The sequence below is a fragment of the Streptomyces sp. NPDC058964 genome (assembly GCF_042741275.1).
Taxonomy (GTDB): Bacteria; Actinomycetota; Actinomycetes; order Streptomycetales; family Streptomycetaceae; genus Streptomyces.
Map to the genome: position 1 here is coordinate 1 of NZ_JBHYKH010001036.1, position 1,146 is coordinate 1,146.

1 protein-coding gene is annotated in these 1,146 nt (G+C 71.6%); it reads left to right on the forward strand.

Annotation, left to right across the window (positions count from 1 at the left end; all coding sequences use genetic code 11):
* Positions 1-1,146 (forward strand): HAD-IIIC family phosphatase (locus ACFW2E_RS47470; protein WP_384478535.1); only part of this gene is annotated, 1,146 nt, incomplete at both ends.

Consider the following 1,146-nt stretch of genomic DNA (forward strand, 5'->3'; position numbering starts at 1 on the left):
GAGCTGCTCTCGGTGCTGTCCGCCGTTCCCAACCGCTCCGCGGCCACCTGGCTGGTGGCCCTGACGCCGCCGTCGCCGGGAGCCCTCGCCGACCCCGCCCGCGCCCGGTGGATCGAGGCCGCCACGCGGCGGGTCACCGAGACCGTCACCCCGCTGCCGGGCATGCACCTCGTGGCGCTCGACGACCTCACGGATCGCTACGAGGTGCCGCGGACGCACGACGAGTACGCCGACCGCATCGCTCATCTCCCCTACACCGACGAGTACTTCGACGCGCTCGCCGATTGGCTGGTGCGGCTGGCCGGCACGACGTGGCGGGGGCCCCGCAAGGTCGTGGTCCTTGACTGCGACAACACCCTGTGGGCCGGGGTGTGCGGCGAGGATGGTCCGCTCGGGGTGGAGATCGGCCCGGGGCGGCGCGCGGTCCAGGAGTTCATGCGGGACCAGCGGGCGCAGGGAAAGCTGCTGTGCCTGTGCAGCCGCAACGAAGAGGCGGACGTACGGGCCGTGTTCGCCGAGAACCCCGCCATGGTCCTCACGATGGAAGACGTCACCGCTCACCGGATCGGCTGGCAGCCCAAGGCCCAGTACCTCTACGAGCTCTCCCAGGAGCTGGGGCTCGCGCTCGGCTCGTTCGTCTTCGTGGACGACGACGCCGTGGAGTGCGCGTCGGTGCGTGCGGCGCTGCCCGAGGTCGCCGTGGTGGAGCTGACCCGGGACGCGGACGCGGCACGGCGGCAACTGGCCCACGAGGCCGCCTTCGACCAGCTCACGGTGACCGACGAGGACCGGCTGCGGGCCGACTGGTACAGGACCGAGCCGGAGCGTCGGGCCCTGGAACAGTCCCTCGTGGACTACGAGGAGTTCCTGGCCCGTTGCGCCATCGAGGTCTCGATGGAGGAGCTGACCGACTCCGCCCTGGACCGGGCGGCCCAACTGACAAGCCGCACCACGCAGTTCACGCTGGCGGGCACTTCCTTCACGGTGCCGGAGCTGCGGAGGCTGCTCGACGGCGGCGGCCGCGGCTGGACGGTGCGGGTCCGCGACGTCTTCGGCGACTACGGCACCGTCGGTCTCATCCTCGCCGAGGCCGACGGTGACGTGCTGAACGTCCCGGTCTTCCTGCTCAGCTGCCGGGTCCTCAAC